Raw genomic sequence first — 24,913 nt, forward strand, 5'->3', positions numbered from 1 at the left:
TATATTGCAATTATTTTTGTTTTCCTACTGTAATTCGCCATTTTTCCTTTTTTGTTTTTCCATCTATTCCCGCAATCTTTGCTCTGCCATAGCCCCTGACCGAAATCAAATCCCCCTCCTCACACAGAAAAGAAGGATTCTCGATTAAGGTCCAATTAACCTTAACTCGACCGTGCTGGATTAAGACAAGCGATTTTTGCCGCGATAAATGATAAATTCCGGAAATGGCTGTATCAAGCCGTAGAGAAGATAATGTTAATTCATTTTCAACCCATAAATCTAACGATGCAACCGCATTCTCCATACTTAATTCAACAAGAGAAACCCCTGCCCTGCCAATGGACTCGACATTATTTTTTATATATTGGCTTATCTCCAAGGCTGCGAAAAATTGAACACGCCCCTCACTAATTAAGATATCGCCGAATTTCCCTCGTATAAGACCTAAAGACATTAGCGTACCTAATACTTGCCGATGTTCAATAGTGACAAACTTTTTAGGATATCGAATCTCAAATAAACTCACTTGAAAATCAGCTTCATTGGGAATGAAATAATCTGGATAAATAAGTGCACGCTTTCTTTCTACTCCAGTAACTCCCCCAAATAGCTGATATTTCACGTCCCCATGTTCACCAATCAACATCTTTAGAATATGCTGCTCTCTCGGGTCAAGAAAATCAGTTAGCTTTGGAGCGTATTGCTGTTCGACATTGCTCTTCCATTGTAAAACTTGGTCAATAAAGTCCCGTTCTTCTGGCCGAAAATGTTGATAAATGTTCATTCTCTACCTACGCAATCTAGTATGATTCCTAAGTAAGCCATGAATAGACACTGTATAAACCGCTGCTGGCAAAATTTAAAACAAGGAATGCCACGATTGGTGAAATGTCCATCATACCAATAGGAGGGATAATTTTTCTAAACGGTTCTAAATATGGTTCACAGATCCGGGCTAATATTTGTCCAATGGAAGATTCCCTAGCATTTGGAAACCAAGACATTAATATATAGATAATTAATGCCCATGAATAAATTTGTATTACATGCTGTAACAGACTAAAAACTAACGCCATTCACATTACCACCTTGTCGTTGGGTTATTGTGATCAGTTAGAAGCTCAGTGATATTCCCCGTCACCTCTACATTATCAGGAGTACATAGAAAGATGCTAGAGCCGATTTTCTGAATATCTCCGCCAATGGCATAAACAGCTCCGCTAAGAAAATCCACTATCTGCCGTCCTTGATCATGGTTAACGCTTTGAAGGTTGACGACAACAGCACGGCGATTTTTTATATGATCAGCAATATCAGTTGACTCTGAATAAGACAAAGGCTCTACTAAAATGACCTTTGATGATTTTACTGAATTGGACGATGGATTGGACGAACTGACCGGTTTTGGTACACTTTGGAAATTGACAACATTTTGACTCTTAACAGGCTGCTGTTTTTGTTTGACAGGAACTGGTGGCTCTACATATTCATCGTTGTTATCATCATATTCATCATTTAAAAAGAAAAATGTTTTTAATTTTGATTTAAGCGTCATTTTCTTCTCTCCTTATTCTTCTTCACCAACAAGTGCAGTACCTATTCTAATCATCGTCGCCCCTTCTTCAATGGCAATGGCAAAATCGTTTGACATGCCCATTGAGAGGTGAGTACATGGTGCAAACTCCAGGTTCATCTTCTGTATTTGTTCTCGAAGATTGTTTAATCTTCGAAAACAATCTCGAAGAATTTGTTCATCATTTGTAAAAGGAGCCATTGTCATGAGCCCATCGACGACAATATTCTCAAATTTTGAAAGGGATTCGATAAATGGCATTGCTTCTTCTATAGATAGACCGTGTTTGGATTCTTCACCTGAAACATTGACCTGGACAAGACATTTTATTTTTTGGTTAGCCCGCTTATTTATTTCTTCGGCAAGTGATTCACGATCTAATGAATGGATATATTCAACCTTATCAATGATGTTTTTAACCTTGCGAGTTTGTAGTGTTCCAATATAATGCCATATAGGCTTGTCCTGTAATACTTCCCACTTTTCTAAAAGACTATCATCTCGATTTTCACCCAGATTAACAATCCCAGCATCTAGTGCTTCCTCTGCTCGTTCAATGCTGACATATTTGGTTACAGCAATCAACGTCACTTCTTTAATACTTCGATTTACTTTTTGACAGGCTTCATTTATTTGTTGATTAATTCTCTTTAAGTTTTCAACTACTTTCATGATGTACTACTTCTCCTTCCAGCCAATAAAACTCATCATTCTTCCCGTGCTGCCTTTGTCGCGACGGTGAGAAAAAAATTCTTCTTGGTCGCAACTAGAACATAAGTGGGTTTGAAGAATGTTTCGCTCTGGTACACCTGATTCAAGAAGAATCTGTCTATTTAGTTCCTGTAAATTTAGGGAATATTGTCCTTCACTAATTAAATTATAGGGTAATGCTTCGCCTACTTCTAGTGATTTTTCTACCAGGTTAATAACATGTTTATCTACAATATAACATTTTTCGCATATAGATGGTCCTATGGCGGCGACAATCTGCTCTGGTCTTATCCCTTCTTCACCCCAAGCCAAGATCATTTTCTTGGCAATTAAGCCCACGCTCCCTTTCCATCCGGCATGAGCGATTCCAATCATCCCTCTATCAGGAGCAAGAAAATAAAGAGGGACACAGTCAGCAAAACATAGTGTTAACAGGATTCCCTCTTCATCCGTATAAAAGGCATCTGTGCCTTTAAATGCATGATTATAGGAATCGGATCCAGTTCCACGGTCTGCTTTGGTAATCTTTTTGATGACTGTATCATGTATTTGTTCAGCCCCAACCCAGTTCCTTAAAGGGAACTGCAGGACCTGAGCCATTTTTTCTCTATTTGTACAAACGGTTGATAAATCATCGCTAACATGAAATCCAAGGTTGAGGGATTCAAAGTTTCCTTTGCTCGTCCCTCCGTTTTTCGTCGAAAAGCCAGCCGTTAGTTCAGGAAATTGATTAATCCAGCTATCAAGTGAAAAATAGGATTGATGTTTTTTCACAAAGGGTTCCATTCATTTACCTCATTTGTTTTTCTATAGTTTACCATGAAAAGAAAATTTGGTCATCGCAAATAGAAAATATCAAACTTCCGTTTGCTCCTCAATGAATTCATTATGGTCTTTATACCTAACCAAGATCACATCTTGACCAATCTTAAGTATGTTTTTCCACGGGATGACTATATCCTCATCTTTCCCGAAAAACCCAAGGACTCTTCCGTTTCTCGAAATAACAACAGCATCGATTTTTCCTGTTGTTAAGTTTATCTCAATATCCCCTATATTCCCAAGCCTTTTACCATCGGATACATTGACGACATCTTTGATTTGGAATTCTGATATTTTCACCATGTCCGCCCCTCCCACTAACATACTATTAACACTATATGATTCATGAGGCTGTTTTATATATATAAAATTAAACCTGGAAGTTGATTTCCGCTCCAGGTGCTCCAATCAACTTTGTTAGAATATCGATTCTCCTTTTAACACAGCCCCAAAAATAAAGCTGTCCAGGTGGACAGCTTTAACTTTGGATATTTTTATTCATTTGTCTTATTGCTGCTTTCTCAAGGCGTGATACCTGTGCTTGAGAAATTCCAATTTCATCGGCAACTTCCATTTGTGTTTTCCCTTGAAAAAACCGCTTCCGTAAAATAAGCTTTTCTCGCTCGTTTAGTCTCCGCATGCCTTCTTTAAGAGCAATTTCTTCAATCCAATGGATATCTTTATTTTTTTCATCACTTAGTTGATCCATTACATAAATTGGGTCACCGCCATCATTATAGATGGGTTCAAATAAGGAGACCGGGTCCTGGATTGCATCTAGGGCAAAGACAATTTCCTCATGCGGTACTTCTAAGACCTTGGCGATTTCCTCAGCAGTTGGTTCACGTGACGTCTCACTCATTAATCTTTCCCTAACCTGAAGTGCTTTATAGGCGATATCTCTTAAGGAACGCGACACACGGATGGGATTATTATCACGTAAGTATCTTCGAATTTCTCCTATGATCATCGGTACGGCATACGTGGAAAACTTCACGTTTTGACCTAAATCAAAGTTATCAATTGATTTCATGAGTCCAATACAGCCAACCTGAAACAAGTCATCAACAAACTCGCCTCGATTGTTAAACCGCTGAATGACACTAAGGACAAGTCGTAAATTACCGTTGACAAGCTTTTCACGGGCACTTATATCGCCCTCTTGCATTTGCTTGAAGAGTATTCTCATTTCTTCGTTCTTTAAAACAGGAAGTTTTGATGTGTCTACACCGCAAATTTCAACTTTATTCCGAGTCAATCCTTTTCCCTCCTCACAGGAGCTGCTGTACAAAAAACAGTATCTCCCCGAGAAGGAAAAATATGCACCTGCCCTCAAGCATGGACAGGTGCATATTTGTCGAAAAATGCCATTACATCATGAATTTAGTTAGTTTTTTTTGGAAGAAAAATTTTTCTTAATCTCTAAAATTTTGGAAGAAAGACTGTATGTTTACCCATCCATCCTTTCTTTTATACCATCTTATTAAATTCTTTACGAAGCCTCTTAATAATTCTCTTTTCCAATCTTGAAATATACGATTGGGAAATCCCAAGCATATCAGCAACATCCTTCTGGGTTTTTTCTTCCCCATTTGTCAGACCAAATCTTAGCTCCATTATTTGCTTTTCACGATCTGTAAGTTGGTGTAATGCTTTTGTTAGTAGTTTTCTGTCAACACTAGCCTCTAAATCCTTTGTAATAATATCATCATCTGTTCCCAAAACATCTGATAATAACAGCTCATTTCCATCCCAATCGATATTCAGCGGTTCATCAAACGATACTTCTGACCGAATTTTATTGTTCCGTCGTAAGTACATTAGAATTTCATTTTCAATACACCTTGAAGCATATGTAGCAAGTTTTATTTTCTTTTCCGGGTTAAACGTATTGACGGCTTTAATGAGGCCAATTGTTCCAATACTAATCAAATCCTCGATATTAATGCCCGTATTCTCAAATTTTCTGGCAATGTAAACAACAAGACGGAGGTTACGTTCAATGAGAATGGACCTTGCTGTTTTATCCCCACCGGGAAGCTTTTTCAATAAAACCTCTTCTTCATCCTTACTCAAAGGAGGTGGTAATGCTTCGCTTCCACCGATGTAAAAGACCTCATCTGTTTTAAGTCCGAGTTTCATTAATAATTTATACCAGTAGTAAGTTAAGCGAAATCTCCATTTTTTCATGCATGTTCCTCCTTCTAAATCAATTTTTTCTGAGTATAGTAATATTAACTTACCATCACAGCCCCTCCTTGCTGCCTAGGTCCCGTCAGCATTTTAGGATGAACGATACATTCAAAGGCATCATCTGCTGAGAGCTGCTGCATCGTAAAGGAGACTAGACCCTTTTCACATAGATATTGAACACTGTTATGTTCGATTAAAATCAAATCTGGTTTGATGGCCACAATTAACTGATGCTCTTGTCCAACGACCTTACACGGAATGATTCTTACCCTGTGCTCCCATGTATGGGTCCCCTCTCGATTCTCCAGTATGAAAGATTCTGGGTCCACTGCAGCAAGCCTGCTAATCGGCTCAGGTATAGCATCGAGTTGCTCTTTAAGAGAGACAAACATAACAGGGAGTTTAGACAACGGATCATATAGTTGATTTCCACTGTCGACCAATCCTTTAAAATTTAGAATGACATCATCCAATTTCACTTGAACCTTAACAATTTGGTCGTATTGGATTTTGGTCATTTCCATTGTTTCTACATTTTTTCTTGCAAAGTGCCAAGCTAATGGAAAACCAATAATAACAAACAACCAACTAATTGGATCTCCAAATCCTTTTACACTAGAAGAGAGAACCTTTACTGACAGTTCTAAATCAGATTGAATGAAATAATGCGCCCCCATTAAGCCTCCGCCAATTAAAAATGTAGAAACATATAGCGTCATTAAGGCTTTAAAGAAAAAAGATAACCGCTTAAATCCAAAGACCATAAGAATCATAAACATAGAACAAATAAGTTTGGATATGGGTTGGCTAGTATAGGCATTTAGTGGGGTAAACGATAATAAAATGATCAATGAGCCGATAAAACCACCCGCAAGTAATCTCCAGATGTGTATTTTTCTTTTAAGGAAAATGGCTGTTAAATACAATAGCAGGCTATCGAATAAAAAATTAAGAGCCCAAATAACATCTAAATAAACCGTCAAACGAGCTTCCTCCTTATTGCGGCTATAGGCTACTATGTTTCTATTCTTCTGTTTACGAAAAAGTATAACGTACTTTCCTAGCGGAAGTGTGTCACTTTCTGTAATCAAAAAATTAGAAATTTTCACTATCCGAAACGGAATTTGTCATATTTATCTAGTTGAATATATTAAAAAGGCGTAATCCCTAGGGGACTACGCCTTTTTTAATATTATTAATTTTCTATCTCTGAACTTTTAAAATAGTTCAGCTTCAGCGCCTAGCGACTAGTGTACTTCGCTTAACAGATGCTTACGCTTCCTGTTACCTTCTTCTATTCCGGTTTCGTAAGAAAGTAGGAATATCAAGTGCTTCATCTTGTGAAACATTGTTATTGCGGACAGGTGGTTCTTGTGGAATTTCTTCTCGTTTAGTCTCTCTCTTTACAGGGCTATTAGAAGGTTTCACTTGTCCAAATGATGGACGTGTTACTTTTGGCTGTGCTACTTCTTCATTAAAGCCAGTAGCAATAACTGTTACAATAATTTCATCTTTTAGGTTTTCATTGATAACAGAACCGAAGATCATATTTACTTCCTGATCTGTTGCAGTTGCGACAATATCAGCCGCTTCTTGAACTTCATAAAGGCTCAAGTTAGATCCGCCTGTAATATTCATTAATACACCTTGAGCACCATCAATAGAAGTCTCTAACAATGGTGAATTAATCGCCTTTTTAGCTGCTTCAGTTGCACGATTTTCACCGGATGCAACCCCAATTCCCATCAAAGCAGATCCTTTATTGGACATAATGGTTTTAACATCAGCAAAATCCAAGTTAATTAATCCTGGTGTTGCAATTAAATCGGAAATACCTTGAACACCTTGACGCAATACATTATCGGCTTCGCGGAATGCCTCAAGCATTGGCGTACTTTTATCAACAATTTCAAGTAGCCTGTCGTTAGGAATAACGATGAGTGTATCGACTGCTTCTTTCATTGAACCAATACCGCCAGATGCTTGGTTCGAACGTTTTTTACCTTCAAAGGTAAACGGACGTGTTACCACACCAACTGTTAAAGCACCTAAATCGCGGGCGATTTGGGCAATAACTGGCGCGGCACCCGTACCGGTACCCCCGCCCATTCCAGCTGTAACAAAGACCATATCAGCACCTCTTAGTGCTTCTTCAATTTGTTCTTTGCTTTCTTCAGCAGCTTTTTTACCTACTTCAGGATTAGCGCCTGCTCCTAGTCCGCGCGTCAGCTTTGCACCAATCTGCATTTTGACTTCCGCTTTTGACAAATTTAAGGCTTGTGCATCTGTATTAACGGCAATAAATTCTACTCCTTGAACACCATGTTCAATCATTCGGTTTACTGCGTTATTGCCTCCGCCGCCAACTCCGATTACCTTTATTGTTGCAAGAGAATCTAAATTTGTATCAAATTCTAACATGACAAATCCTCCTAATTCGTCGCATTACTTCTTCTACTACTCGAAAAAGTAACCAAGGAATTTTTTTACTTTTGATGACATTTTTTCTTCCGGTTGTTTTTCTACCTTAGTTTTAGGTTGATGTTGTTTTGGTATTCTTTTTTCGATTGGCTCAGTAACAGCTACAGCTGAAGTCGACGAACCGATGGTTCCCCCCGGTAATCTAGCATTCTTGTAAGCGTACTTAATTAGACCAACCGCCGTTGTATATTGAGGTTCTCTTACACCTATATAATCAGGTGAGGCAATACGGACAGGATTTTGGAACATATCTTGTGCTAGCTCCAACACACCTTGCATTTTGGCAGTTCCACCTGTTAAGACAAAACCACCAGGTAAATCCATTACGCCTAAGCGTTTCAATTCATGCGCGATCAGTTCAAAAATCTCTTCCATTCTAGCTTCAATAATTTCAGATACATAGAGTTGGTTAAATTGCTGATGCTGGTCACTTCCGATGATTGGTACGCTGAAGAATTCATCTTCTGAGGCATTATCATAGAAGGCATGTCCATATTTTATCTTAATATTTTCTGCATCCTCAGTTGAGGTGTGCAATACCTTTGAAAGATCATTTGTGAGAAGATCCCCGCCAACCGGGATGACACTAGTAGCTTTAAGGAATCCTTCCTCAAACACGGCAATTGTAGTGGATCCTCCGCCAATATCAATAAGTGCTACACCAAGATTTTTTTCATCCTTTGATAAAGCAAAATCTCCTGCTGCTAATGGCTGCAGGATAATATCTAATATATCAAGACCTGCTCTTTCCACACAACGCAATGTATTAATGATAATTGATTTGGAACCAGTTATTAAAGTTCCATCCATTTCAAGGCGAACACCAATCATCCCGCGGGGATCATTGATTTCATCTTTACCATCGAGAATAAATTGTTTACGAATAACACCAATATTTTCTCTTTCCGGCGGGATTGAACCCACATGCGATGCCTCAATGACACGTATGACATCTTCATTGGTAATTTCTCGATTTTGGCTTGAAACGGCAATAATACCGTGACAATTTTGAAGCATGATGTCTCTGCCTGAGATCCCCACCACTACTTCACGGATCTCCATCCCAATCATTCTCTCTGCCTGCTCAATTGCCCGTTTAATAGAATGAACGGTGTCATCCATATCAACGATTGACCCTTTACGTAAACCTTCTGATTTTACATTCCCAACACCAATTATATTTAACGTGTCTTTTCCAGAGTCATTGACCATTTCACCAATGATTACTTTTACACTGGATGTACCGATGTCAAGACTAACATATATTTCATTGCTGTTCATTCTTTGGCACCTCCTTTTAATTCTCCTTGGATCGAACAACAATTTTAAATTTTGCTCATGTTAAATACTAGTTTCATAGTCATATCTTATAAAATTATTCGTCACAACTACATATTTCCCTTTAAAAATTTCAACTTTTTTCTATTTTTTCTTTGTTTGTTGACCATTTTGTCAATAATATTCGCCGTATTACAGCGATATTCTGAAACAATCTGACACCAAACGCAAAAACTGCTGCTAAATATAAGTCTACACCAAGATGAACACCGAGAAAAGCTAAACTTGCAGCAAGTCCTATATTAAAAAAGAAACCTGATACAAACACTTTTTCATCATAAATATTTTGCAGGTATGCCCTGATTCCACCAAAAAGTGTGTCAAAAGCAGCAAGAACAGCTATCGACAAATAATTGGAATATTCCTCGGGGATTCGAATTTCAGTTAGCAGACCTAGGATGATACCAACGACCAACCCCACAAATGGTAGCCACATTAGGAACCGCCTCCTTCTTTAATGGGCTCAAGGTACTTTACTCGAATGGAATCATCATAGGCAGGTATCGAAATATTGGGATTTGCTTCTGAAACTGAAAGCTTTAAACTCTCTGTAAAAAACTCATCCTTTGCTTTCGATACATTCATTCGATCCGATAATTTTTGCGCTGTATCCATATCATCGACGCCCACTTTTATCTCAATTGGCAGCCCTTTAATCGTATGCCCATCAATTTTTGTTACCCCATTAATATCTCTGATGACGGTTGTATTAATAATCCGCTGACCATCAATGGCGACATATTTCGCTTCGTACATATTCAATTCATTTAATAACCTTTGCAAAAGTTCAGGTGAAACTGTATCATGAACAGGCGTCCCCAACTGAATATCCTCTAACACTGGTTCAATGACGAGTGTAATCCCTGGGCCTGATTTCTCCGTTAGCCCCGCCTCCACTCTTAATTCCTGTAAGGTATCCTTTAATGCCTGTTCTTTACTTTGCTTTCGCTTAGATTCATAGGCTGATAGTTTTTCCTCATTGGAACGGATCTCACTTAATAAATTGGTTTGTAGTTCTTTTTCCTTTAAAAGTGCTTCACGAAGCTGCCATATATCTCGGGTATCACGTTCAACCGGTTTCTTCACTGTTTGAAATTGAATGGCAATCATAAATCCAACTAATGTTGCAATCAAAGTAAAACTTAAATTTAATTTGGGCTTGTCCACCATTTTCACCTAACCTTCTCCATTCTTTGATTGTGGACACATTAACTGCCTAAGATTGGATTCAAAACAATTTCATCTTCCTTTTCCAGTGTAAAAACGACATTATCATTTACAAGTTGATCCTTAACCCCACCAGTTAGGTTTAAAGAGGAAGAAAGAACATTTGGATCACCAATAGCCGTAATAACAAACGGAGCAGGATATGGCACCCCATCCACTGTAATCACCGGTCCGTTACAAACGATATAGGAGCGGCTTGTCAGTCTCTGACCGTTAATGGCAATAGCTGCAGCACCTGAGACATATAACTCATTAACGACCTTAAAAACATGCTGCTCATGAACAAGGTAATTGTTAACATTTCCATCTTTCGGGTCATAAGCACCGTCAGAAAGGGTAACCTTTACCCCCTTACCCTTTACCTTTACTTTTCCAATGAACATTCTATATTTCTCAGCATCAACAGCTAGATTTTGAAAATCTCGTGTTTCTTTTGAAAGATCTTGTTCATTTTTAAGGACCAGCGCTTGCTTTTGGTTTAGATCCTTTTGCAGCTTACGATTGGCTTCCTCTTCTGCTATTAATTGATTTCGAAGTCCCAGTGTTTCTTCATATTGCTTATCAGAAAGGTTATGTTTTTCGTTTTGTTGTTTGATTTGAGTAAGGTGATAAGAGAAAGCAACGATAAAACCTAGAACTAAGCAAACAAGGGACAAGATAAAATGCTTACGCTCTACCCGAATCTTATTCACCTTGTCTTTCCTCCGCCCCTGATCCATAAGCCTTGAAAAATGAACCAACTTCCAAATCAATTAATCCTTTTTTATTAGGATCCAATTGGCTAATAATTGAAGGATAATGAACCATCTTTTCCGAAAAGCTTCTTAGTGTTGCGCTAACTTCGAAACCATCATTCATAAATAAGGAAATATGATACTGGTCAGTTTTTTTTGGAGAATAATGTATTTCAGAAATGGAGTTTATAATTTCACTTGGAAGTTTTTCTAATTCTTTAACCATAAGGTTAAGAACTTTACCTTCCTTAAATTCGAAAAGAATCGGAGAATTAACTGGAATTATGTCCGTTTTTCTATCCTTTAAAACTTTACCGTTTTCCATGATGGGCAGATAGTTTTTGCCTTGTTTAAGGTATGCTATTCTTTTATGCTCCTTAACTTGGATCTGAACCGTATTCGGCCATTTTATTTTTACATTTGCCTGATTGATTTCTGATAACTGTTTAATTTTTGAAGACGTATTGCTTTTTTTGATCTTCCAAATATTCGTATTCGTGGTAATACCACTTGCTTTTATGATTTCATTATCAGAATATACTTCATTCCCATCCACACTAATATGTTTTACATGACTTAATGGAGATTGTGAATAGGCTATAACAACTATCATTGTAAAAAACAATATCAAAAGGAGCACAAGACGTTTGTTAGCCTTTCGGCGCCTTTGTTCCTTCAGTTTGGGTATTCGATCCTCAAGAGCAACGATTTTATCATTTTCCATCTATAACTCCTCCAAAAGAAAAGCGTGAGCGCACCTTGGCGCTTAAGTTATAGTTTAACAAAGTCCTTCATTAAGGTACTTTTAAACTATAAGCAGTTGCCCTAAAACACATCAAAAAGCTCGTCCTATATAAATAGCTGTCACGATAACGAGAAACAACGGCACGAAAATTCATGCCGTCACTCATTTTCTTGCTAATATCCATCTATAATCTTATCAATTATTATAACACAATATTTGTCATTCGTAAGGAATTTCTTACAATATTAGTAAGGATCATTCCACTTAAATGTCTTAGGATCTAAATGTTAAAATCATGCTAGCGGATTTGTATTATCGCCCAATTATTTCTACTTCTGTCTCCATTTTAACGCCATAAAGGTTAAAAATAGTTTCCTTAACATGCTGAATTAAAGATAAAACATCTTTGGCTGTTGCATTACCTGCATTAACAATAAAGTTCCCATGCATTTCCGAAATTTTAGCACCGCCAATACTAAAGCCCTTTAAGCCGGCATCCTCAATTAATTTTCCTGCATAATTCGGGAGCGGATTGCGGAAGATACTGCCTGCACAAGGGAAATTCCATGGCTGCGTTTCTTTCCGATAATCTTTGTTTTTTTGCATTTGCGACACAATCGCAGCACGGTCACCCATTTCTAGATTGAAAATAGCTTCAAGGACTATACCGGGCCGTTTCTTTTGAAGAATAGAGGTTCGATAAGAAAATTCCATTTCTTCATTTGTTAGCCATTCCATTGAACCATCTGTAAACAAAATATGAGCTTTCGCTAATATTTTACTAATATCTGATCCGTGTGCACCTGCATTCATGTACACTGCTCCACCCACTGAACCTGGTATACCGCTGGCAAATTCAAGTCCGGTCATACCCTTTTTACTAATAGAAGTAGCTAAACTAACAAGGGAGTAACCTCCGCCAACGGTAATTTCGGTTTCGTTAATATGCAGATGGTCCAAACCCTGTCCAAGCTTAATGACCACACCTTCAATCCCCTTATCCGATACTAACAGATTCGAACCTCTGCCAATTGCCCGCCATTGAACTCCGTTTTTTTCAATTACTTCCATGACTTTTTTTAAGTTATCAATCGAGGACGGCTCGACAAAGAGGTCAGCTGGCCCACCAATTTTAATGGTCGTATGGTTTAACAAAGGTTCATTTTGTTTTACTTTTCCAATATTTAAAGTTTGCAATTCGGATACAATTGCTTCCATTAAATTCACCTAACTTTCCTAGATGCGTTAATTTCAGTTTATGCATAAACATAATTTGGGCTACTTCTGAATTGGTTTTACCAATTGTTTCATTACAGCATAAAGCCGATGTGCCGAATCAGGAACACCCATCTTTTTCGCTTTCGCTTTCATGTCATTTAAATGATCGCGATTTAATAAAATTCGATCAATATGGCTAATAAGACTTTTATTATTTAAATCCTTTTCTAAAAGCAATTGTGCTGCACCATAATCACTTAAAGATCTTGCATTTTTTTCTTGATGATTATTGGTTACATATGGACTTGGAATTAATATACTTGGTATACCTAATGAGGTTAGTTCAGCTAGTGTAGTTGCACCCGCTCTTGAAACAACGAGATCAATCCCGGCAAGCACTTCTGGCATGTTATGAATAAATGGCTTAATCACTACATTTTGAGGATTGCCCACTAATTCTACTTCCTTTTGTACTGCCTCATAATGAACGTCCCCTGTGATATAGAGAATCTGGTATGGTTTTTCAGCAAATTCTGCCAGTGCCTTCACTACAGCTTCGTTAATGGGTCTTGCCCCCCTGCTGCCACCAAAAATTAGAACGGCAGGTTTAGTCGTACTAAGACCTGCTGAAAGACGACCTTTAATTCCATCTTTGCCAAGCACCTCTGATGCTCGAGGATTTCCAGTAAAGACGACTTTCTCACGAGGAAAGTATTCCTTCGCTTCTTCAAAACAAATAGCAATTTTGTTTACGTACCTGCTTAAGAATTTATTTGTTAAACCCGGTACACTATTCTGTTCGTGAATAATTGTTGGAATTCCAAGACCTTTTGCAGCATATACCACCGGGCCGCATACATAGCCGCCTGTGCCAATAACGATATCGGGTTGAAACTCTTTAAGGATTCTCTTACTATCCTTAACCCCTTTTATAAATCTCATAATCGTTTTTACGTTTTCAAAAGATAGCTTTCTCTTAAAGCCGGTAATATGTATAGATTTAAAAGCAATATCCTCCCTTGGAACAAGCTTGCTTTCTAACCCATTTGTTGTACCAATATATAAGAATTCTGCTTCTTGGTTTTCTTTTTGAATTTCTCTAATAAGTGCGAGAGCAGGATAGATATGCCCGCCAGTCCCTCCGCCACTAACTACTACTTTCATTTTCTCACCTCTAAAAAGTTGCTAAACACATTCTACTATAAAAACAAGAAAATACACGATAGAAAAAAGAATGTTATTTAATTGTAATAAAGAAAGCCATTAAACATAAAAAGAACCCTGCATGTGACAGGGTATCATTTAAAATCTTGAATATCGGCTGATATTAAGGAGAACACCGATGGCCATTAACATTAAGGTTAACGAGGATCCCCCGTAACTTAGGAATGGCAGTGTAATACCTGTAACTGGCATTAGTCCGGTAACTACGCCAATATTGATCATAACCTGGATGGCTACCATCGCAATAATACCAACAGCGAGGAAACTTCCATATAAATCAGGCGCACCAAGTGCAATGCGGATGCCACGCCATAACAATAAAGCAAACAAAAGTAAAATGAAGGATCCGCCAATAAAACCTAGTTCCTCTGAAAGTATGGCAAAAATAAAGTCGGTTTGGGGTTCCGGCAGGTAAAAAAACTTTTGCCTGCTTTCGCCTAGTCCTAAACCAAATAATCCGCCCGGACCGATGGCATAGAGGGATTGGATAATTTGAAATCCACTTCCCAGCGGGTCAGACCACGGATCAAGGAAAGATGTAATCCTCTTAATCCGATATGGTGCGGAGGCAATTAAGCCTACAAATCCACCAACCCCTAATAAACCTAGAAAGGCAAAATGACTGACCCTTGCCCCTGCAATAAAGATCATGACAACACAGGTTCCCATCATTACGGTTCCAGTCCCTAAGTCAGGTTGTAGCATAATCATTGCAAAGGCAATAAAGGCTAGACCTAATGAAGGGATCAAACCCTTTTTAAAGGATGTTATAACTTTTTGCCGCTCAGATAAATATTTTGCCAGAAATGCAATCATCGCGAGTTTCATAAATTCCGATGGCTGTATCGAGAATGCCCCCACACCAATCCAGCTTCTTGAACCATTTCGAACATTCCCGATTCCTGGAATTAACACGAGCACTAATAAGACAAAACAAACAATCAAGATTGTTTTGGCATACGTTCTCCAAGTCCAGTAATTTACATTCATAATAAAAAACATAGCAACAATTCCTACCCCGGCAAATAGGGTTTGCCTTTTTGCAAAGAAAAAGGAATCTTGGAATTTATATTCCGCCCAGACAGCACTAGCACTGTATACCATGATAAGCCCTATTGCCAGAAGTGTAAAGGTTACAATCATTAAGATAAAGTCGGGAGTTGTTCTCTTTGTCGGCACCGCTATCCACCTCAAACCACGTGTTTTAGGGCTCCGCTAGAGTGATAAGCTGAGAACTTAGTAAGTGTCTAGCACAAGCCACCCGGCGGCAAAATGCCGCAAAACGGGCGCTTCCGTTTCGGACAAGCCCTTACTTAAGCTTATGCACCGCTTCGATAAAAATGTCTCCCCTGACTTCAAAACTTTTATATTGATCCCAGCTTGCACATGCCGGTGATAAAAGGATAACGTCGCCAGGTTCAGAGTATCGATACGCTTCAGGCACGGCCTTGTCAACATTATCGACATGGCTAATCGTTTTTATTCCAGCAAGCTTCCCGACACGTTCCAGTTTAGGAGCGGTTTGACCAAACGTAATGAGCGCTTTGACATTAGTTAAATTCGGTAAAAGTTCGTCAAACTCATTTCCGCGGTCAAGCCCCCCTGCAAGCAGAATGGTTGGAGCCTTAAAAGCTGACAAAGCCTTAATCGTAGCTAAGCTATTCGTTGCCTTCGAATCATTATAAAACTTTCTGCCATTAACCTCAGCGACATATTGCAAACGGTGCCTGACACCAGTAAAGGTTTTGAGGACTGCTTGAATGGCGCTGTTGTCTACGCCTGATAGTTTGGCTGCTGCCATGGCTGATAGGATGTTTTCAAGGTTATGGACTCCTGGTAAGGCTATGTCGCCAATTTCCATTACTGGCTCTTGATTAAAGGTAATCCAGCCGTCTTTGATATATGCACCCACTGGCAGTTCCTTTTTAGTAGAGAAAGGAATAATGGTGGCTTTGGAGTTTCGCGCCATTTCCATCGTATCTTCTTGATCGGCATTAACCACTAAATATTCGGACTCAGTCTGGTTCTTCGTGATATTGGCTTTTGCTTCGATATATTCCTTTCTGGTGCCGTGATAATCTAAGTGGGCATCATAAAGATTTGTTATGATTGCTATCTTCGGAGTAAAACTCTTAATCCCCATTAGTTGGAACGAAGAGAGTTCAATAACAATCGTATTGTCTCTTTCAGCCTTTTGGGCCACACCCGAAGCAACGGTACCGATATTACCAGCTATCAGCGGCTGCTTGCTGCCTTCTTTTAACATTTCATAGACTAAGGTAGTCGTCGTTGTTTTTCCATTAGTACCTGTGATGCCAATAAAGGGTGCTTCGGAAATCTCATAAGCAAGTTCCACCTCTGTAATAACAGGAATTCCTTTTTCGATAGCCCCTTCAATCATGGGATTGTGATATGGAATGCCAGGGTTTTTCACAATCAGTTCGAACCCTTCATCCAAAAGTTCAATCGGATGTTCACCACATATCACCTTAATTCCCTGCTCCAATAAACCTTGCGCCTCAGGATTTTCCGATAACGGCTTTTTATCATTCACCGTCACAAATGCTCCAAGCTTATGTAACAAAGAAGCAGCCGTAACACCACTTTTAGCTAAACCTAGTACAAGAATTTTTTTATAACGATAAGATTCGATCTGTTTCAATTATAACCACACCTCAATATAGATACCTAGTATCGCAAATATTAAACCTACGCTCCAAAATGTTACTACAACACGCCATTCCGACCAGCCCACTAGCTCGTAATGATGATGCAAAGGACTCATACGAAAAATCCGTTTTCCGGTCGTCTTAAAGGAAGCTACTTGAAGAATAACAGACAATGTTTCAATTACAAAAACACCGCCAATGATGATTAGCAAAATTTCAAGCTTTGTTAATATGGCAATTGCTGCAATCGCCCCGCCCAAAGCAAGCGACCCGGTATCCCCCATAAATACTTTAGCAGGATGGGCGTTAAATACCAAAAATCCTAAAACTGCCCCAACAACGGCCACTGAGTAAACAGCAATTTCAAATTGGTTTTGATTCCAAGCTAATACTGCAAACGCTCCAAAAGCAATTGCCGCGGTGCCTGACACCAAACCGTCGAGACCATCCGTAAGATTGACTGCATTTGAAAAGCCAACAAGCCAAAAAATAATTAATAATACATAACCCCAGCCTAAATCAATGGAAAAATCACCAAATGGAAACTTGATTTCGGTAGACTGGCCAGTATGTTTATAGATCAAGTAAAAAATGACTGATATGATAATTTGCCCTAAAAATTTCTGCTTAGATGTTAACCCTAAGTTCCGTTTTAAAACTACCTTGATAAAATCATCCAAAAATCCCAAAAGACCAAATCCAAACGTGACAAACAAAAGTAAAAAAGCATTTACCGGTGTATGGTCTGCATATTTCCCTATCATGACCAAAGTGGTAATAATGATAGAAAATAAAATCATAACACCCCCCATTGTCGGTGTGCCTGATTTTTTCTGGTGGGATTTAGGACCTTCCTCGCGGATACTTTGTCCAAATTTCAATCTTCGCAAGAAGGGAATAAAAATGGGAGAAAGTAAAACTGAGATTAAAAAGCCCATTATTATTGTGAAAAAAATAACTTGCTCCTTCATCTTATCCCCTCCTATCCTGATTATTTTGTAATGCCAGCTTCGCTAAATGCCCAGCTATATCATATGTTTGATTGTTTTTATTAAGAAGTAATTTGTTTGAAATATTAAAGTTCGTTCTCTCCATATGCTTGTTCGTTTCTCCATCTAGTTTTTCAATATAAAAATCAATAATTTTCTTCAATGCTTCTGCAGGGTCTTTGGTAAAAAAAATCGGAAACTGGGTTGGTGTATAACGAGGTATTACCCTATCCTGATCCCAAATGGCAGCGATAGCTCCATTGGAAATGGCTTCTAACAGTTCCCCTGACTCTGTATTCACAGGTACAAATAACCCCAATGGCTGGGAGGTATCCGCTTTGTCCGATACTGTCCCCAATAACAAATCGTCTAGGACCCCTTTTTTCTCGCTAAACAATCCAGCCAAGTCACTAATAGCTAAAACCATCTCTATCTCTCCTTAATTGCTTCCCTTGCCACAAGACGGTCATCAAAGTCATGAACCTCTTTACCGATAATTTGATAGGTTTCATGACCTTTGCCAGCAATTAAAATAATATCTCCCGGGGATGCTTCATTTACTGCTGTATAAATCGCCTTTCTACGGTCTGGAATGACTTGGTATTTCTTCCCTTGTACCCCATCTTCCATATCTTTTAAGATAGCAATCGGATCTTCACTTCTAGGATTATCTGAAGTAAGTATCGGATCGGTTGCATACTGACAGGCTATTTGCGCCATCAACGGCCGTTTTGTGCGGTCGCGATCTCCCCCGCAGCCGACAATCACAAAGACCTTCTTCTTGGCAAAATGCTGAATCGTTTTCAATACATTTTCTAAGCTATCAGGTGTGTGTGCATAATCCACAATAACAGTAAAATCCTGACTTGCATTGACAAGTTCAAACCTTCCTGAAACCCCTTCGACGCTCTCAATGGAGTGAATAACTTGCTCTAAGTCAAGTCCGGATACTAATGCAGCCGTCACACTTGCTAGTACATTATAGACACTAAATTTTCCAATTAACTGCATTTGGATTGGATAAATACCGCCCTCAAACACAAGGTCAAAGGTTGTTCCCTTCGGAGTCATCTGTATATTATGCGCCATTATATCTGCCTTTTGTTCAATTCCGTATGTAACCACATGTGCAGCTGTTGACCTGCTATACATTTCTGAAGCAGCGTCATCCGCATTAAGCACTGCGAATTTGGGTTTACTTAAGTCAAATGTATTACCAAGCTGTGCAAATAATAAGCTTTTTGCCCGCTTATATTCCTCCATCGTTTGATGGTAATCAAGATGATCCTGGGTGAGGTTCGTAAATACGGCTACATCATAGTCACAGCCATGGACCCTGCCTAAATCTAGGGCATGGGATGAAACCTCCATCACCGCTGCATCCACACCCGCCTCAACCATTTGTTTAAAGGTCTTTTGAAGTGTAAGACTTTCTGGAGTGGTGTTTTTGGTTTCAATCGTTTTATCGGCAATCTTGGTATACATCGTACCAATTAAGCCCGTCTTTTTCCCTGCATCAGCCAATATCTTTTCAATTAAGTGACTCGTGGTGGTTTTTCCGTTTGTACCTGTTATTCCAATTAGGTGTAGTTTTTTGGTTGGCTGTCCGTAAAAAGCATCAGCAAGTACAGCCATTGCTCTGGTGGTATCTTTCACTATGACAACCGGAACTTCTAAATTTAAAGGTCTTTCAGCAAGTATGGCAGCAGCTCCATTGTTAATAGCTGATTCAGCAAAATCATGCCCATCCACTGTGTATCCTTTAATGCAAATAAATAAGCTCCCCTTTTGCACCTTCCTATTATCGTTCTCAATGGAAGTGATCTCTGGACCTTCACCCTTATAAGGAACGATGGGGTGCAAATTCTTAAGCAGCTCTTGTAACTTCATTTTATCTCAAATCCTCTCATTTCCTCACATAGCCAATTTCCAGTTTATGCCCAAAAATGACTCTATACGAAAGTTCCATCTTATTTTACATTAAATTATTTTATTTTACCATTTAGTAATGAATCCTTAATAAAAATTTTGGCTGTGTTAGACATGAATGTTGATTTCCGCTGCAGGCGCTCAGCAAACCCGCGGGCGTGCCCGGGAGCCTACTCGACGCTGAAGCGTCTGCGGGGTCTCCCCTGCCCCGTACTCCCGCAGGACTTTGAAATTACATCTTTGAATCCGCCCACGCACGAAGGAAATGCGATAGCATTTCCGAGGAGTCGAGCGCCTTCCGCTCCAATCAACATGGCTAAAATATCAACCATGGCCTTTAACACAGCCCAAATTTTAAGGCGGCGGAAAATATTCCGACCGCCCTTTTAAAAATTTTTTTGTTAGTCTCCTTTACCAAAGTAAAGTCTTACTTTTGATCCTTCTTTCACCTTGGTACCTGGTTCAGGCGATTGTCTTACCACCACATCACCATCTCCGCTCGCATCAATCGATATGTTTATAAGCTGCTCCTGAAGTTCATCCTTAGACATCCCTACAAAATCTGGCAATTTAATCAATGGCACATCTGGCCATTTTATTTCTTTTTCTATTTGATCCTTTCGTGGTTGTATACCCATTGCACTTAAGCTATCTTTCATTATGGCACCAACGATTGGAGCACTGACCGTACCACCGAATGCAGTAACTCCTTTAGGATTATCAACTGCTACATAGATAACGATTTGCGGGTCATCTGCTGGTGCAAAACCCATAAAGGATACGATAAAGTTATTTTCAAGATATCTCCCGTTCTGTGCTTTTTGAGCCGTCCCTGTCTTGCCACCAACTCGATAACCTTCTATAAACGCCCTGCCGCCGGAACCCTTTGCCACAACACTTTCAAGGGCATTACGGATTTCCTTTGATGTTTTTTCCGTAATGACACGTCTCTTTGCAACAGGTGTATTTCTCATCACCACTTCTTTTGTAACAGGATCAATCAGTTCTTTTGCAATATACGGCTGGTACAAAATCCCGCCATTAATGGCCGCAGATACTGCTGTAATTTGCTGAATTGGTGTAACAGAGACACCCTGTCCAAAAGCAGTTGTCGCTTGTTCAACAGGACCAACCCTTTTTAAATTAAATAATATTCCAGTTCCTTCACCTTGCAAATCTATGCCCGTTTTTTGTCCGAAGCCAAAGTCTTTAATATATTTAAACAATTTTTCCTTTCCTAAGCGTTCCCCTAACTCTACAAAGCCCGGGTTACAGGAGTTTTCGACAACCTCTAGAAAAGTTTGATCCCCATGTCCGCCTCTTTTCCAGCACTTTAACCTGGCACCCGCTATTTGAACAGAACCTGAATCATGAAAATGCTCTTTCTCTAGATTGACTTTACCTTCATTCAGTGCAGCCGCAAGCGTGATAATCTTAAAGGTAGAACCGGGCTCATAGGTAGACCAGACAGGAAGGTTTCGATTATAGACTTCTTGGGAAACATTCCGAAAATTAGCAGGATCAAATGTCGGCCTGCTTGACATAGCTAATATCTCGCCGTTATTAGGATTCATCGCAATCGCAATAATTCCATCTGGATTATACTTTGCTTGTGCAATATCCAGTTCTCTTTCAACAATGGTTTGTATTTTGGAATCGATTGTTAATTTTAAATCAAGCCCTTTTGTAGGCTGCTCATAATCATCTGCCATATCATTCATTCTTTCCCCTTTGGCATTGGCATAGAATTTAACGGCTCCTCTTTCACCGCTTAATTCTTTGTCATAATATTTCTCAAGTCCCATTAAACCTTGATTATCTACACCAGTAAAACCAAGCACATGCGATAGATAGCTTCCATTTGGATAATACCGTTTGGAATCTTCACCAACATAGACGCCTTCCAATCCAAGAGCCCTAATTTCTTTCGCTTTTTCATGTGAAATTTTTCTACCTTCCTTTAACCGTACGGATGATGCTTTTTTCGTAATTTCTCGATAAGCTGTTTCTTTGGACATCTTTAAGACCGATGCGAGCTTTTCAGCCGTTGTTGCCGGGTCCTTTATTTGTCGTGGAATAACATAGACCGTTGGCGCACTTATATTTGTTGCTAATGCAACACCATTGCGGTCGACAATTTTTCCCCGCTCCGGTTCAAATGGTATATTCCGGCTCCAAGAACCCTTTGCTTTATCAGTCAGCATATCACCGAGTACAAACTGAACATATCCAAGACGCACATCAATAATTAAGAAGGTTAAGAATCCAACAAATAGTGCGATCATTAGCCGTTTTCGAACAGTGACATTAGAAACACGCATATAATGAATAATCCTCCTTTTCCACTTTCACTATCGTTCATTAATATGCTTGTACTTTTTTAAATAGAACGTACCGTCCAGTTTGTAAAACAGAAAAAATCCCGCCTGCTAGCGGGATTTTTCAAATTAATCTTGGACAGATTCTTTGTCAGTCGATTGATTATTCTCTGTTTTTGTCGATTGGTCTTCTGGGGTTTTCAAATCTACAATAAGGTAATCCCCGCTTTTTAATGCTTCTTTTGGTTTTATATTTTGGCTGGTGACAAACCCTCGACCCTTCGAGCTAAATTTTAAATTAGCGATATTGGCAATTTTCATGACATCACGGAGTGACCATCCCGTCATATCAGGCGCCGTCATATTTCCAGAGGTCTTGATAATCACTTTTTCACCCTCCAAAATAGTCGTGCCTGCCTTTGGCAGTTGATCGGTTACAGTTTTACCATCACCTAATACAACGGTATCAAATCCATCTGCTTTTAAACTATTAACCGTATCCTCAACTGACTCTCCGACATATTTCTCCAGTTTATTCGTCTTAGTAGCTTCTACTTTCGATGGTTGGACATTTAAATAATTTAAACTATTTCTCATAACTGGATTAAAAATTGCGGATACCGGAATAGCTCCCTGACCTGCTTCCGCCCCTTTAAGCTGTGGCTGTTGAACGGCTACATAAACAATTAGTTTCGGATCATCTTTTGGAGCCATACCCATGAAGGAAAACACATAATTGTTCGCACCAGTTAAATATTTACCATTTGGTCCAGGAATGTTAGCCGTACCCGTTTTACCAGCAACACTATAACCGTCGATTTTGAATCTTGCGCCCGTACCAACAGGTGATGTCACAACGGTTCCTAAAATATCACGAACTTCTTTAGCCGTTTCAGACGATATCGGTGTTGAAACGACTTCCGGTGAGGTCTTCTTGATGGTTTTTCCTGTATCATGATTCACAATTTTCTCCACAATATGCGGCTTCAACATTTTCCCATCATTTGCAATCGCTGTTACAGCTTGAATTTGTTGAATAGCGGTAATCGCTGTACCTTGTCCATACGCTGTAGTGATTTTTTCAATTGGGTATTGATATTGAATTTTCCCTGATGTCTCATTAGGAAGTTCAATTCCAGTAGGTTTATCAAGACCAAATTTTGTTAAATACTCTCTTAACTTATCAAAACCTAACTTTTCTTTGGCAATTTTGGCAAACGCAACATTGGAGGAACGTTGAACTCCTTCTAGATAGGTAATAGGCCCCCACCCTACATAGTTATGGTCGTGAATCGTTTGACTATTTTCCGTTACTTTGTACGAACCCGATTCATATTTTTCATTTGGATTAAAGACCCCTTCCTGAACAGCGGCTGCAAGAGTAAAGATTTTCATCGTTGAGCCCGGCTCGTAGGAGGTTTCAATCGCTTCATTATGCCAACTTTTAGTAATCCCTTCTTTTGTATCCGGCTGGAAGGACGGACGCTGTCCCATCGCCAAAATTTCCCCAGTTTTAGGATCGGCAACAATAGCGATAATTTTTTTCGGCTTATAATTCTTTACTACTTGATTCATGGCATCTTCTAAGAAAGTTTGAATTTTTTGATCAATCGTTAAATAAACATCATTACCGTTTTTTGCTGGCGTAATATTTTCTTTACCGTCCGGTAAGATATACCCCCACAAATCACTCTCATAACTTAATTTTCCATTTGTCCCTGTTAATTGAGTATTTAAGTATTTTTCAATGCCCATTTTCCCGACAGATTTATAAGTACCGTCACTTTGCTCCGTTTGGTCCACATATCCAACAACGTGAGAAGCAAAAACCCCATTGGGATAGAACCGTTTAGAATCACGCGTAAAGGTAATACCAGGAAGTTTTAAATTTTCTATTTTATTCTTTGTATTATAATCAATATCTCTTCCAGCCTTTCCGAATTCCACTTGGAACCGATTATTTTTCTTTCCATTTGCTAAAATACTATAAATCTCGGATTCATCTAATTTGAGATATTTAGATAACTCACTTGCTGTTTTACTTATATTTGTTACATGTTGAGGTTTTTTGGGATTGGTAGTCATCTTCTTGTCTAAGATCGCAATCAAAGTGTAAGAAGCTGTATCCTCAGCCACCACTGCTCCGGTTCGATCGTAAATAGTTCCCCTGGAAGCCTGCAAGGTTCCCACACGATTGTATTTCTGCTGGGCCTTTGCGGCAAGTGGTTGTCCATTTATTTCCCCTGAAATTTCAATTGAAAAAAACCTGCAAATCAATACAAAAAAGAGCAGGCCGAATATCCCAAACAATATCGCTGCTCCCACATTCATATAGGGTTGTTTCTTATTCATTTGTTCTGCACGACCTTGACATTATTTTCATCTTTTACTAAACCCATTTCCTTTGCCTTTGCAAATATACGATCATACGAGCTTAATTCACTTACTTGGACCTTCAAATCCTCATTAACCTTTTGCTGTTCGGTTATTTTGTCCTGAACAACTTGAAGGTCTTTATTCGCTTCATATATTTGGGATTGATTTGAGATAAGATGAATGGCTCCAAAACAAACCATTCCGGCAAATGTCACTCCAATGATTTTTTCCCCCGGAGTCAGCCAGGACTTTTTAATTTTAACTTGACGCTTAATTCGAACGGATTGCTCGGCTTGTTGCTGCTCTACTACTTTCCTGGCAAGATTACTCAAATACTTCCCCTCCAGATTCTATAATCTAATGTAG

At 39.0% G+C, this 24,913-nt stretch carries 25 protein-coding genes; all 25 read right to left on the bottom strand.

The genetic code is table 11. From position 1 onward, the window contains the following. Positions 1–10: 10 nt before the first annotated feature. A complete protein-coding gene (locus tag JOC76_RS16895; protein WP_205179377.1) occupies positions 11–784 on the bottom strand; it encodes a YlmH family RNA-binding protein in 774 nt (257 codons plus the stop codon). 28 nt (positions 785–812) lie between these two features. Further along, the gene (locus tag JOC76_RS16900) at positions 813–1,076 is read right to left on the bottom strand and encodes a YggT family protein (RefSeq protein WP_205179378.1); all 264 of its coding nucleotides are present in this window, start codon (positions 1,074–1,076) and stop codon (positions 813–815) included. A 5-nt stretch (positions 1,077–1,081) separates the two neighbouring features. Further along, entirely contained in the window at positions 1,082–1,555 is a 474-nt protein-coding gene (locus tag JOC76_RS16905; RefSeq protein WP_205179379.1) for a cell division protein SepF, read from the bottom strand. 12 nt (positions 1,556–1,567) lie between these two features. Beyond that, positions 1,568–2,245 (bottom strand): YggS family pyridoxal phosphate-dependent enzyme, encoded by a 678-nt coding sequence (locus JOC76_RS16910; RefSeq protein WP_205179380.1) that lies wholly within the window; start codon positions 2,243–2,245, stop codon positions 1,568–1,570. A gap of 6 nt (positions 2,246–2,251) precedes the next feature. After that, positions 2,252–3,070: a peptidoglycan editing factor PgeF gene (pgeF, locus tag JOC76_RS16915; RefSeq protein WP_205179381.1), complete on the bottom strand. Its 819-nt coding sequence runs from the start codon at positions 3,068–3,070 to the stop codon at positions 2,252–2,254. A 69-nt stretch (positions 3,071–3,139) separates the two neighbouring features. After that, complete coding sequence (locus tag JOC76_RS16920; protein ID WP_205179382.1) at positions 3,140–3,409, bottom strand: YlmC/YmxH family sporulation protein; 270 nt, start codon at positions 3,407–3,409, stop codon at positions 3,140–3,142. Between the two features lie 175 nt (positions 3,410–3,584). After that, positions 3,585–4,364, bottom strand: coding sequence for an RNA polymerase sporulation sigma factor SigG (gene sigG / locus JOC76_RS16925; protein ID WP_040204876.1), 780 nt, complete (start codon positions 4,362–4,364; stop codon positions 3,585–3,587). 212 nt (positions 4,365–4,576) lie between these two features. Next, positions 4,577–5,296 (bottom strand): RNA polymerase sporulation sigma factor SigE, encoded by a 720-nt coding sequence (gene sigE / locus JOC76_RS16930; RefSeq protein ID WP_205179383.1) that lies wholly within the window; start codon positions 5,294–5,296, stop codon positions 4,577–4,579. A 44-nt stretch (positions 5,297–5,340) separates the two neighbouring features. Continuing rightward, positions 5,341–6,282: a sigma-E processing peptidase SpoIIGA gene (gene spoIIGA / locus JOC76_RS16935; protein ID WP_205179385.1), complete on the bottom strand. Its 942-nt coding sequence runs from the start codon at positions 6,280–6,282 to the stop codon at positions 5,341–5,343. 301 nt (positions 6,283–6,583) lie between these two features. Beyond that, positions 6,584–7,720 (bottom strand): cell division protein FtsZ, encoded by a 1,137-nt coding sequence (gene ftsZ / locus JOC76_RS16940; RefSeq protein ID WP_205179388.1) that lies wholly within the window; start codon positions 7,718–7,720, stop codon positions 6,584–6,586. 36 nt (positions 7,721–7,756) lie between these two features. After that, positions 7,757–9,061 carry a cell division protein FtsA gene (gene ftsA / locus JOC76_RS16945; RefSeq protein ID WP_205179390.1) on the bottom strand — a complete coding sequence of 435 codons (1,305 nt, stop codon included), beginning with the start codon at positions 9,059–9,061 and terminating at the stop codon, positions 7,757–7,759. Positions 9,062–9,191: 130 nt separating this feature from the next. Then, positions 9,192–9,554 carry a small basic family protein gene (locus JOC76_RS16950; RefSeq protein WP_205179395.1) on the bottom strand — a complete coding sequence of 121 codons (363 nt, stop codon included), beginning with the start codon at positions 9,552–9,554 and terminating at the stop codon, positions 9,192–9,194. Further along, the gene (locus JOC76_RS16955) at positions 9,554–10,285 is read right to left on the bottom strand and encodes a DUF881 domain-containing protein (RefSeq protein ID WP_205179684.1); all 732 of its coding nucleotides are present in this window, start codon (positions 10,283–10,285) and stop codon (positions 9,554–9,556) included. The genes JOC76_RS16950 and JOC76_RS16955 overlap by 1 nt, the downstream gene beginning before the upstream one ends. Positions 10,286–10,326: 41 nt before the next feature. Next, a complete protein-coding gene (locus JOC76_RS16960) occupies positions 10,327–11,064 on the bottom strand; it encodes a DUF881 domain-containing protein (RefSeq protein WP_205179405.1) in 738 nt (245 codons plus the stop codon). Beyond that, positions 11,030–11,803, bottom strand: a complete 774-nt coding sequence (locus tag JOC76_RS16965) for a cell division protein FtsQ/DivIB (RefSeq protein WP_205179406.1) — start codon at positions 11,801–11,803, stop codon at positions 11,030–11,032. Before JOC76_RS16965 ends, JOC76_RS16960 begins: the two co-directional genes overlap by 35 nt. 333 nt (positions 11,804–12,136) lie before the next feature. After that, on the bottom strand, positions 12,137–13,042 hold the full coding sequence (gene murB, locus JOC76_RS16970; RefSeq protein WP_205179407.1) for a UDP-N-acetylmuramate dehydrogenase: 906 nt from the start codon (positions 13,040–13,042) through the stop codon (positions 12,137–12,139). Between the two features lie 60 nt (positions 13,043–13,102). After that, positions 13,103–14,206, bottom strand: coding sequence for an undecaprenyldiphospho-muramoylpentapeptide beta-N-acetylglucosaminyltransferase (gene murG, locus JOC76_RS16975; protein ID WP_205179408.1), 1,104 nt, complete (start codon positions 14,204–14,206; stop codon positions 13,103–13,105). Between the two features lie 138 nt (positions 14,207–14,344). Continuing rightward, complete coding sequence (spoVE, locus tag JOC76_RS16980) at positions 14,345–15,445, bottom strand: stage V sporulation protein E (protein WP_205179410.1); 1,101 nt, start codon at positions 15,443–15,445, stop codon at positions 14,345–14,347. Positions 15,446–15,575: 130 nt separating this feature from the next. Beyond that, positions 15,576–16,928 (bottom strand): UDP-N-acetylmuramoyl-L-alanine--D-glutamate ligase, encoded by a 1,353-nt coding sequence (gene murD, locus JOC76_RS16985; protein ID WP_205179412.1) that lies wholly within the window; start codon positions 16,926–16,928, stop codon positions 15,576–15,578. Next, positions 16,929–17,906, bottom strand: a complete 978-nt coding sequence (gene mraY, locus JOC76_RS16990) for a phospho-N-acetylmuramoyl-pentapeptide-transferase (protein WP_205179414.1) — start codon at positions 17,904–17,906, stop codon at positions 16,929–16,931. A gap of 1 nt (position 17,907) precedes the next feature. Further along, on the bottom strand, positions 17,908–18,351 hold the full coding sequence (locus tag JOC76_RS16995) for a hypothetical protein (protein WP_205179416.1): 444 nt from the start codon (positions 18,349–18,351) through the stop codon (positions 17,908–17,910). 2 nt (positions 18,352–18,353) lie between these two features. Beyond that, on the bottom strand, positions 18,354–19,814 hold the full coding sequence (locus JOC76_RS17000) for a UDP-N-acetylmuramoyl-L-alanyl-D-glutamate--2,6-diaminopimelate ligase (RefSeq protein ID WP_205179417.1): 1,461 nt from the start codon (positions 19,812–19,814) through the stop codon (positions 18,354–18,356). Between the two features lie 440 nt (positions 19,815–20,254). After that, on the bottom strand, positions 20,255–22,174 hold the full coding sequence (locus tag JOC76_RS17005; RefSeq protein WP_205179418.1) for a stage V sporulation protein D: 1,920 nt from the start codon (positions 22,172–22,174) through the stop codon (positions 20,255–20,257). A gap of 126 nt (positions 22,175–22,300) precedes the next feature. Continuing rightward, positions 22,301–24,523 (bottom strand): penicillin-binding protein, encoded by a 2,223-nt coding sequence (locus JOC76_RS17010; RefSeq protein WP_205179419.1) that lies wholly within the window; start codon positions 24,521–24,523, stop codon positions 22,301–22,303. Further along, positions 24,520–24,879, bottom strand: coding sequence for a cell division protein FtsL (ftsL, locus tag JOC76_RS17015; protein ID WP_205179424.1), 360 nt, complete (start codon positions 24,877–24,879; stop codon positions 24,520–24,522). Before ftsL ends, JOC76_RS17010 begins: the two co-directional genes overlap by 4 nt. Between the last annotated feature and the right edge of the window lie 34 nt (positions 24,880–24,913).

The sequence above is a fragment of the Neobacillus cucumis genome, from assembly GCF_016908975.1.
Taxonomy (GTDB): Bacteria; Bacillota; Bacilli; order Bacillales; family Cytobacillaceae; genus Neobacillus; species Neobacillus cucumis.